14 protein-coding genes are annotated in these 8,464 nt (G+C 39.1%); 2 read left to right on the top strand and 12 right to left on the bottom strand.

Features of this window, described 5'->3' with window-relative positions; all coding sequences use genetic code 11:
• Window positions 1–252: 252 nt before the first annotated feature.
• The 6 genes from IM450_RS08255 to IM450_RS08230 all read right to left on the bottom strand — a co-directional run bounded on the left by IM450_RS08255 (window position 253) and on the right by IM450_RS08230 (window position 2,475).
• A complete protein-coding gene (locus IM450_RS08255; RefSeq protein WP_002736108.1) occupies window positions 253–372 on the bottom strand; it encodes a photosystem II reaction center protein J in 120 nt (39 codons plus the stop codon).
• A 42-nt stretch (window positions 373–414) separates the two neighbouring features.
• Window positions 415–534 (bottom strand): photosystem II reaction center protein L, encoded by a 120-nt coding sequence (locus IM450_RS08250; RefSeq protein ID WP_002735805.1) that lies wholly within the window; start codon window positions 532–534, stop codon window positions 415–417.
• A 10-nt stretch (window positions 535–544) separates the two neighbouring features.
• Entirely contained in the window at window positions 545–679 is a 135-nt protein-coding gene (gene psbF / locus IM450_RS08245; protein WP_002736175.1) for a cytochrome b559 subunit beta, read from the bottom strand.
• 25 nt (window positions 680–704) lie between these two features.
• Window positions 705–950, bottom strand: a complete 246-nt coding sequence (psbE, locus tag IM450_RS08240) for a cytochrome b559 subunit alpha (protein WP_002737435.1) — start codon at window positions 948–950, stop codon at window positions 705–707.
• Window positions 951–1,028: 78 nt separating this feature from the next.
• Window positions 1,029–2,021 (bottom strand): photosynthesis system II assembly factor Ycf48, encoded by a 993-nt coding sequence (locus tag IM450_RS08235; RefSeq protein WP_004163934.1) that lies wholly within the window; start codon window positions 2,019–2,021, stop codon window positions 1,029–1,031.
• A 106-nt stretch (window positions 2,022–2,127) separates the two neighbouring features.
• Window positions 2,128–2,475 (bottom strand): rubredoxin, encoded by a 348-nt coding sequence (locus tag IM450_RS08230; protein ID WP_002736293.1) that lies wholly within the window; start codon window positions 2,473–2,475, stop codon window positions 2,128–2,130.
• A gap of 590 nt (window positions 2,476–3,065) precedes the next feature.
• Between IM450_RS08230 and IM450_RS08225 the strand changes: the two genes are divergently transcribed.
• The gene (locus IM450_RS08225) at window positions 3,066–5,363 is read left to right on the top strand and encodes a TOMM precursor leader peptide-binding protein (RefSeq protein ID WP_287669882.1); all 2,298 of its coding nucleotides are present in this window, start codon (window positions 3,066–3,068) and stop codon (window positions 5,361–5,363) included.
• A 48-nt stretch (window positions 5,364–5,411) separates the two neighbouring features.
• Here the strand turns inward: IM450_RS08225 and IM450_RS08220 are convergent, their stop codons facing one another.
• The 3 genes from IM450_RS08220 to IM450_RS08210 all read right to left on the bottom strand — a co-directional run bounded on the left by IM450_RS08220 (window position 5,412) and on the right by IM450_RS08210 (window position 6,666).
• Window positions 5,412–5,639 (bottom strand): type II toxin-antitoxin system HicA family toxin, encoded by a 228-nt coding sequence (locus tag IM450_RS08220; protein WP_045357929.1) that lies wholly within the window; start codon window positions 5,637–5,639, stop codon window positions 5,412–5,414.
• A gap of 17 nt (window positions 5,640–5,656) precedes the next feature.
• Complete coding sequence (locus tag IM450_RS08215; protein ID WP_045357927.1) at window positions 5,657–5,881, bottom strand: type II toxin-antitoxin system HicB family antitoxin; 225 nt, start codon at window positions 5,879–5,881, stop codon at window positions 5,657–5,659.
• Between the two features lie 446 nt (window positions 5,882–6,327).
• Window positions 6,328–6,666, bottom strand: coding sequence for a thiol-activated cytolysin C-terminal domain-containing protein (locus IM450_RS08210; protein WP_152606973.1), 339 nt, complete (start codon window positions 6,664–6,666; stop codon window positions 6,328–6,330).
• Between the two features lie 239 nt (window positions 6,667–6,905).
• On the opposite strand from IM450_RS08210, the gene IM450_RS08205 reads away from it, so the two are divergent.
• Window positions 6,906–7,130, top strand: coding sequence for a YcaO-like family protein (locus IM450_RS08205; protein ID WP_312675946.1), 225 nt, complete (start codon window positions 6,906–6,908; stop codon window positions 7,128–7,130).
• A 34-nt stretch (window positions 7,131–7,164) separates the two neighbouring features.
• On the opposite strand, the gene IM450_RS08200 is transcribed toward IM450_RS08205, so the two are convergent.
• From IM450_RS08200 to IM450_RS08190, 3 genes are all read right to left on the bottom strand, one after another.
• On the bottom strand, window positions 7,165–7,464 hold the full coding sequence (locus tag IM450_RS08200; RefSeq protein ID WP_287669875.1) for a helix-turn-helix domain-containing protein: 300 nt from the start codon (window positions 7,462–7,464) through the stop codon (window positions 7,165–7,167).
• Window positions 7,465–7,466: 2 nt separating this feature from the next.
• Entirely contained in the window at window positions 7,467–7,811 is a 345-nt protein-coding gene (locus tag IM450_RS08195) for a type II toxin-antitoxin system RelE/ParE family toxin (protein WP_287669873.1), read from the bottom strand.
• A 234-nt stretch (window positions 7,812–8,045) separates the two neighbouring features.
• Entirely contained in the window at window positions 8,046–8,312 is a 267-nt protein-coding gene (locus IM450_RS08190; RefSeq protein WP_287669871.1) for a GNAT family N-acetyltransferase, read from the bottom strand.
• Window positions 8,313–8,464: the final 152 nt, after the last annotated feature.

Genomic DNA, 8,464 nt, shown 5'->3' with positions numbered 1-8,464 from the left:
TCTAGGTTCTGTGTGATAAGTTTAATTGACATAGGATCGATCGATCTTTGTGTCCTTTGTGTCTTTGTGGTTCGTTCCACCCCCTCGCTCTTGAGAAATGTATCTTAGAATACATTTTACCCACCAAAGCTGGGAGAGCCGGATTTGGTATTAAAGTTCGATCGAGCTTTACTTTTCACCGAATACTGAAAAAACCGCTAGTTATAGAAATAACTAACGGCTTTTTGCTGGGGGAAATTACCCGTAATGGAATTACATAGAGGAACCTAAACCGGCATAAGCTCCGTAGAAGAAAAGACCAAGCACAGCGATAACGCCTAGACCGGCGATGGTGGCGACTAACCACAAAGGAATACGACCTTCTGCGAACATGAATAACACCTCCTAATTGCGATGACAATGAATCGGGACTAATTAGTTAAAGAAATAGCTGGAAAATAAAATTCCCAAGACAGCAACTAGGAGTAAACCTAGATAAAGAGAAGTACGATTTAACTCGACGGCTTGCCGATTCGGATTAGGTGTTCTTTCCATAATTGTTCTCCTAGCGTTGAATAAACTGCATTGCCGCAATTGCACCGATAAAGAAGACAGTGGGGACCGCTAAGGTATGAACTGCCAACCAGCGAACGGTGAAAATGGGGTAAGAAATGGGTTGATTGGGATTACCACTAGCCATTGTTTTTATCCTTAATTAAAGTAAACTACTGATTAAACTGCTCGATTTGATTTTTGGCCTCAAAGCGATCATTAATGATCGGTAATTCTTGACGCTCTTGAGTGTAATACTCATCGGGACGGGGAGTGCCAAAAACATCGTAAGCCAAACCGGTACTCACGAATAACCAACCCGCGACAAAGAGCATGGGGATGGTGATGCTATGGATAATCCAGTAACGAATACTGGTAACGATATCGCCAAAAGGACGTTCGCCGGTACTACCTGACATGGACGGTTCTCCTCGGAATGATAGGACTTGAAAAATTCAATCTCTATAATAGAGACTTTGTTGACCCTGAGACAAGTTTTAGGCCGGTTCGCTAGGGGGATTATATTTCAGTAAAACCCCATTTTGTCCCAAGACAAAACCCTTGTCGGAATTGATAAAAACAATTCGATAGAGATTGGAGGGGACACTTTCCACCGCGCGATCTTTTTGCCAAGATTGGCCGTTGTCATGACTGACCAACAGATTGCCGCTACCACCAGCGACCCAAATTTCTTCGGGGCTGCGGTAGTTGAGGTCTAAAAGTCCCCAACTGGTGGAAAACTCGGGGAATACCTTATCTTCCCATGTATCGAGATCATTGGGGCTAGTAAATTGTAGTTGACCACCCCGGGCCAGGGCCCACAGTTCCCCTTTTTCACCATAACCGACTTTTTGTAAACGGCGGGAAGAAAGACGATTGTGGGGTTGCCATTCTGTTGACCCCGGTTCCCAGGTGGAATAAAAGTTACCGCGTGCGGAAACGGCCACATATTTACCATCATGGGAACGAACAATTGTCCGGGCCACACCCACAGCACCTTCCACTAAAGCTTGCCAAGTTTTGCCTCCGTCTTTGGTGCGGTAGATAGCACCTAAATCCGTGACCATTTCGGCGGTTTTGTCGTTCAGAGCGATAATTCCGTAGGGAGAACCGGGTAATTTTTCACTTAAGGGGATACGAGACCAGCTGCTGCCCCCGTCTTCGCTATGGAGAAGAATCGAGGGTTTACCGACAATCCAACCCTCTTGGTCGTGGAAACTGACGGCGCTAAAGCTAACTTTTTCGTCGCCAAGGTTGAGGACTTTTTGCTGCCAGCTGTCCCCCCCATCGCTGGTTTCAAAGAGGGTAGATTTTGTCCCCACTAACCAACCGTGCTGCGGGTCGTCGGTAAAGGCGATATCGGCAAAAGTGGAGTCAGTGTCGAGGGTGAGGATTTGCCAAGGACTACTGCTCAGGGATGGCACATTACTACAGCTAAAGCAGAAAAAGGCTACAGCTAGAACTATTACGAATTGTTTCAGTTTTCTCATCAATGGTTCAGAGGTATTGGTCAAGGAATCGGGACGGATTAAGGTTTGTACCCGAACGGTTACAGGGCCACAAGAGCCGTTAGATTAAAGATAATGAGTGCTTGAGTTAGTTTAAACCATACAAACTAATAAAGAAAACAAATCCTAGCGCTAAAGCCCCGAAAATCAAAATATTTTTTTGTGCAGGAGTGAGACGGTTGACTCCAAAACCATAGCTAAGATTTTCTTGGAATCCCGAAGGAGCATCTTTAGCTCCGATGTTGATAAATTGGGAACGACGCACACCACACACGGGACAGCGCCACGTTTCTGGCAATTCCTCGAAGGGGGTTCCAGCGGGAGTGTTGGTTTTACTATCTCCCTTGCTGGGGTCGTAAACGTAGCCGCAGGAGCGACATTCGTGGTTGGCAGGGGCCTGGTCGGCTAGGGTTAGTTCTGGTGGGCGATCGCTCATAACTAAGATTAAAGGAATTTTCAACACTCTGTTACAAATTATCCTTGAAAATTGACCCCTCTCACGGCCAACCCCTGACAGAATAGCCAGTTTTCAAGTCTGAAAAGGATGAGCGAGGCAGCATATCGGCTTTAAAAAAAGTAAGATTGATCTATTAGGGCTTAAATGTCTATTAAAACTTTATTAAGTTGATATTTGGGTTATTTACCCTGATTTTGGTACTCAAATTTATTCCGAAAAATTGGGAAATTTTAGGCAGGGAAGAAATTAGGGGTCTGATAGCAAATCCTGTTTAAAAGGTAGAGGAGATTGGGGAGTGCCGGAGCTGCGGAGCAGGGGGAAACAATCCATAACTGGGTTTTTAAAGTTGGATTGGGAGTTAATCATGCTATTAAAAGCGGATTTGGTATCATATTGCATAAATTTAATCACTTTTAGCGATCGCTTTTATATTTTGGCATAAATGGGCTGCTCCCTCGCCGTTCCCTGTTCCCGAAAACGAAAACTTCGCCCCTCACCATTAAGATAACTGCTATCAACCTTATATTATAGGTATATCATCAACCTTAACTAAAAAGAGAGTAAAAATTGTGTTCAACCAGCTTGATTGGAATCCTGCCTATTCAATTGAAACCTTAGAACCAAATACGGTATTTTTTCTATCTGAGCGAGAATCAATCTGTTTTCAAGAGCCGCTTTATTATCGTTTAGTCAGATTAATCGATGGTCAACGTAATCTTGATGAAATTATTGATATTCTTCAGTTAGAATTTTTACAAAATCAAGAAATCAATCCCAATAATGCTAATTCCTTCGCAGTGATTATTAATTATAGTCTGGCAATTCAAAAAGCGATTTTTCAGTTATATAAACGAGGGTTTTTACTAGAAAAAAAAGAATTATTATCGTCTAATTTAGCAATTTTATGCCATCATCTTCAGGTTTCTCAAGCCCAAGCTTTTGAACGATTACAATCTCTGAAGGTTACGGTTAAAAGCCTAGGCTCAATTCCCCAGCAAGATTTGATCAATATTTTAAATTCCTTGCAAGTTCAAGTCGCAGATGAAGGGGATTTAACCATTATTTTAACCGATAATTATCTTCATCCCGATTTAGAGAGTATTAATCAACAAGCTTTAGCCTCGCACAAGCCTTGGTTATTAGTTAATCCCCTGGGAAACCTAGCCTGGATTGGTCCCTTATTTGATCCCGATAAAACTGGTTGTTGGCATTGTTTGGCTCAACGATTACGAGATAATCGTCCCGTGGAGGAATTTATCATTAGACAGAGAGAAAATAAGATTTCTTTAATTTCCCCTTTAGGGTTTTCTTCAGCGACAATACAGACGGTTTTAAATCTGACGGCTATGGAGGTTTTTAAGTGGATTATTCAAGGTAAAAATCAACGTTTAGAAGGAATACTAATGACTTATGATACTTTAAATTTACAATTTCAAGAGCATATTTTAGTTAAACGTCCGAACTGTCCTAGTTGTGGATATTCTCTGAATAAAACACCTTTACCCGTGGTTTTGGGACATCGGAAAAAGGCTTTTACCAGTGATGGTGGACATCGTTTTTGTTCTCCTGAAGAAACCTTAAGAACCTATCAACATCATATCGGTTCTATTACGGGAATTGTGCGAGAATTAAATAAGATACAAGGGAATGCTTTAGTTCATACTTATGTAGCTAAACATCATTTTCGCAGTGTCTTTGATGATTTAGACAGTTTACGGCAAAATATTGGAGGTAGAAGTGCGGGAAAAGGCCGTACAGATAGTCAAGCAAAAGCCAGTGGATTTTGTGAAGCTATTGAGCGGTATTCGGGGGTTTTTCAAGGGAATGAAATCAGAGAAAAAGCCAGTTATCAAGAGTTAGGAGATAAAGCTATTCATCCTAACAAATGTATGAATTTTAGTCAAAAACAATATGAACATCGAGAAGAATGGAATGGGAATAATCAAGGATGGTTTCAAAAAGTACCTGAACCTTTTGATGAAACTAGAATCATTGATTGGACTCCTGTATGGTCTTTAACTGCTCAAGATTTTAAGTATTTACCGACAGGATATTGTTATTATGGTTATCCTCAATCTGAACCCTTAGATTGTTGGGCTGATTCTAATGGCTGCGCCGCAGGAAATACGATAGAGGAAGCGATTTTACAAGGATTTATGGAGTTAGTGGAACGAGATTGTGTGGCCTTATGGTGGTATAATCAATTAGTTAAACCTTCCGTTAATTTAGAGAGCTTTAATGAGCCATATTTTGAGCAATTAAAGCAATATTATGAGGCGTTAAATCGGGAGCTATGGGTGTTAGATATTACCAGTGATTTGAATATCCCTTGTTTTGCCGCTATTAGTCCGAGAAAGGAGCGGGAAGTGGAGGACATTTTGTTAGGGTATGGGGCGCATTTTGACCCGAAAATTGCTATTAGTCGGGCGTTAACTGAGGTTAATCAAATCTTGCCGAATGTGTTATCTTTTAAGGAAGATGGGACAACGATTTATAATTCTTCTGCTGATCCTTTGGCGGTTAAATGGTGGCAAACTGCAAGGTTAAGCAATCAATCTTATTTAGTTCCCGATAGTAAAATAATACCGAAAAAAAGTCATGATTATTTACAATTAGCTAGTGATGATTTATTAGAGGATGTTAAATTTTGTCAGCGAATTGTTGAGTCAAAGGGGATGGAAATGTTAGTATTAGATCAGACTCGTCCTGATATTGGTTTAAGAGTGGCTAAAGTCATTATCCCCGGAATGCGTCATATGTGGAAGCGTTTAGGGGCAGGAAGATTGTATGATGTTCCTGTTAGCATGGGATGGTTAAAAGAAGCTTTAACGGAAGATGAATTAAATCCTTTTCCCATGTGGATGTAATGCTTTGGAATAGGGGACATTATAACTGAATGGTTACAAATTAAGTTTTTATTTTGTTTGTAAAAAATCATCTGGACTAATGCCAGCCTGTTTGAGAATAGCTCTTACAGTCCCCTCTGGTAGATCACCAGAATGATTAGGAATTGTTGTATAGTTCTCTGTCTCTGGATTGTACCAAATTTCGTGACTACCTGCGGCTTGGCGATCTAAAACAAAACCAAGCTTTTTAAGTTTTTTGATAATATCACGATACCGAAATCCTGATAATCTTCCCATTTTTTATTTTAATCTGTTTAGACAACTAAAGGGTAGTAAAAATCATCTTCTATATCTTTTAAATTATCAATTTGATTGCGTTGTTTTTTAGCCTCGATTAATTGATGAGCGACATCTCTGGCAATTTCTAGGGTTTCTTTAAGGGTTTTCCCTTGTGCAACTAATCCCTGTAAGTCATCGGAGGTTGCTAAATAGAATCCTTCGGGTAGCTTTTCAATATGTAATTGGATCAATTTTTCCATCAGTTTTTCTCCTAGTTTAAGGCTTAATGGTCATTATAGGGTACATAGAGAATTAACAAAGTACAGGTATTTTATCCCTGACAAACTAGAAGCTTGTTCTACATTTTATTATGAGCGCGAGGATAAAACGAATTTCCAGGCTGATAACTTTTCAATTCTAACCGATCTGAGCCAGAAATGGATAAGCTGCCCTCATGACAGATAGATAAAAGGTATGTCACCATAGTAACACACCTTAAATAATGTGGTTCTTCCAAACTTGTCATGTAAAACTATCAGCAACTTACCCTTGTAAAGTTTGTACACTAAAGCTTTGAGTTTTTGTTAGATTAATATTTATCAGCTTTAGAGCATTGCTAACCCCAGAGGGAGCTTGAGGAATTTTCTACAGTGTAAGTTCGGAAGAACGAATAATGTTGGGTTTCGTTTCTAACTTTAGGCGATCATTAGCAAGAGATTTCTTTCCAACTAGGATTAAGTGTTGTTCCAGATATCTCATAACATTTGGTAACAGGGCTATTAAAATCTTGAGTAAAAATAGTACTCCAAGAACCAATAAACCAAGCTTCCTCAACTTTTAAGTGAATTTCAGTAGCACCTGCAGGGATACTGATAGATTTGTTAACACCTGCAGTAAACTCTCCACTATCTTTACTAAAATCTTGGCCTTCAAATTTGTAAGAGACTGAAAAGCGAGAAACATATCCTCCACTATTTCTTACAAGAAAAGAACCACCTACGGGTGCGTTTAATTGATTGGTTACAGCCATAGTCACAGTGTTCATAATTTGTTTCTTCCAGAAAAATCAGGTTTTTTGGGTTAAAAGTGATTTGTTTAATCACCTTTGATACCAGAATAAGTTTTATTTTGGGTAATGGCAATCTCTAAAGTTAATACTTTTCTAATATATTTTTTTGAGCAGAATATTAACTTTTATATGAGATTTATATTAGATTTATATTAGATTTAAAGGGTCACTTTATGGTATAATGGCGTAATCTCTTAAGTAGAACAAATGAATTAATCAATCAAATTATAGAGATTGAGTCAAAAGGGATGGAAATGTTAGTATTAGACCAAACTCGTCCTGATATTGGTTTAAGAGTAGCTAAAGTCATTGTCCCCGGAATGCGTCATATGTGGAAGCGTTTAGGGACAGGAAGATTGTATGATGTTCCTGTTAGCATGGGATGGTTAAAAGAAGCTTTAACGGAAGATGAATTAAATCCTTTTCCCATGTGGATGTAACCCTTGTTTATGGTCAATTGTTGATGATTTTAAGTTACTTGGTGAAGATTTCGAGTTTAACTTTTATTCCCGTTTTATCTAAAAGACTGAGTAATTTATCAACAGTAAAACGGCTAATTTCTCCATTCATTAAATCACTAATTTTCGGTTTTGTTTCCTCGAAAAAAGTGGCGGCTTCTTGCTGTGTCCATCTTTTTTCTTGGATAAAAGACCGCAAGGTTAACATCAAATCGGCTCTAATTTTTAAGTTAGTTGCTTCTTCACTGTTAAATCCTAAATCTTCAAAGATGTTATCGCTACCAAAAGTGATTTCAATAGGGTTAGATTGTGTCATGGTTATCCCTCCTGTAATTGTTGTCTAAATTGAATCATTTGTTGATAACATTGTTGTCCAAATTCAATTTCTTTTTTCGAGGTTTTCTGTGTTTTTTTACCAAAAGCATGAAGGACATAAATCGCTTCTTTAAACCTTGCTACATAAAAGATTCTGTAGGTTTCTCCTGTCCAAATTCTAATTTCTTCTGTTCCTTGACCAATAATGGGAATGGGTTTAAAATCATTGGGTTTCTCTCCTTGTTGAATAGCTCTCAGTTGAAAACCTGCTTTACGCTTTGCGTCTTCAGGAAAATCTCTAATATCTTCCCTTGACGTCCCAATCCAGTAAATGGGTTTATCTCCCATGTTGGGGTTAATGATTAAGGTTGATACCTAATTTAGTATAATATGATCATCAGTTTGTCAATTGTTCGTTAGTTAACAAGCAAGATGATGATCATTTTAGTTTAACTGAATCTAAGTAAAGTGTATCAGGGCAAATATCTCGTTCATGAGGCCATAAGCAAAGTTATTCTGGACTTAAACGTACCTGTAGGGGCAAACCCCCTGTGGTTGACCCCGTGTTGCCCCTGTAGCGCACTAAGCAGTACAAGCGCGTAAATCATTAAGAGTAATCATCAACGTCATCGGTTCAAGAGGAGACACATCAAAACCTAAAGCCAAATAAAAATTCTTAGCTTCTTCTGAAATAGCATGAACAATAATTCCCCGAATACCAATGGTATCAGCCGCTTTAACAACCCGTAGCGCACCATCACGAAATAAACCGCATCCTAAACCTTGACCTTGGTAAGAAGTATCTACTGCCAATCGTGCCAAAATTACCACTGGAATTGGGTTAGGCATATTCCGCCGAAATTTACCGAAATTTTGGGTTAAAGCCCCGTCCTTTTAGGACGGCTTTTTAAACTATATCTTGTTAACTTAACTTTTATTGTGCTATACTGATTTTGTCTAAGTCCCCCCTGCGTAAAATGTTTGTCTTAGAGTTTAAAGTT

The organism is Microcystis sp. M083S1 (assembly GCF_020246405.1).
GTDB lineage: Bacteria > Cyanobacteriota > Cyanobacteriia > Cyanobacteriales > Microcystaceae > Microcystis > Microcystis aeruginosa_C.
Note: the sequence above shows the minus strand (reverse complement) of the source record. Positions and strands in the feature narration are given on the sequence as shown.

Bases quoted from the DNA above. Each gene is read 5' to 3' on its own strand.
- IM450_RS08255 (WP_002736108.1), bottom strand. From the start codon at position 372: ATGTTCGCAGAAGGTCGTATTCCTTTGTGGTTAGTCGCCACCATCGCC.
- psbF (WP_002736175.1), bottom strand. From the start codon at position 679: ATGGCTAGTGGTAATCCCAATCAACCCATTTCTTACCCCATTTTCACC.
- IM450_RS08210 (WP_152606973.1), bottom strand. From the start codon at position 6,666: ATGAACACTGTGACTATGGCTGTAACCAATCAATTAAACGCACCCGTA.
- psbE (WP_002737435.1), bottom strand. From the start codon at position 950: ATGTCAGGTAGTACCGGCGAACGTCCTTTTGGCGATATCGTTACCAGT.
- IM450_RS08200 (WP_287669875.1), bottom strand. From the start codon at position 7,464: ATGACACAATCTAACCCTATTGAAATCACTTTTGGTAGCGATAACATC.
- IM450_RS08215 (WP_045357927.1), bottom strand. From the start codon at position 5,881: ATGGAAAAATTGATCCAATTACATATTGAAAAGCTACCCGAAGGATTC.
- IM450_RS08195 (WP_287669873.1), bottom strand. From the start codon at position 7,811: ATGGGAGATAAACCCATTTACTGGATTGGGACGTCAAGGGAAGATATT.
- IM450_RS08220 (WP_045357929.1), bottom strand. From the start codon at position 5,639: ATGGGAAGATTATCAGGATTTCGGTATCGTGATATTATCAAAAAACTT.
- IM450_RS08190 (WP_287669871.1), bottom strand. From the start codon at position 8,312: ATGCCTAACCCAATTCCAGTGGTAATTTTGGCACGATTGGCAGTAGAT.
- IM450_RS08230 (WP_002736293.1), bottom strand. From the start codon at position 2,475: ATGAGCGATCGCCCACCAGAACTAACCCTAGCCGACCAGGCCCCTGCC.
- IM450_RS08235 (WP_004163934.1), bottom strand. From the start codon at position 2,021: ATGAGAAAACTGAAACAATTCGTAATAGTTCTAGCTGTAGCCTTTTTC.
- IM450_RS08250 (WP_002735805.1), bottom strand. From the start codon at position 534: ATGGAAAGAACACCTAATCCGAATCGGCAAGCCGTCGAGTTAAATCGT.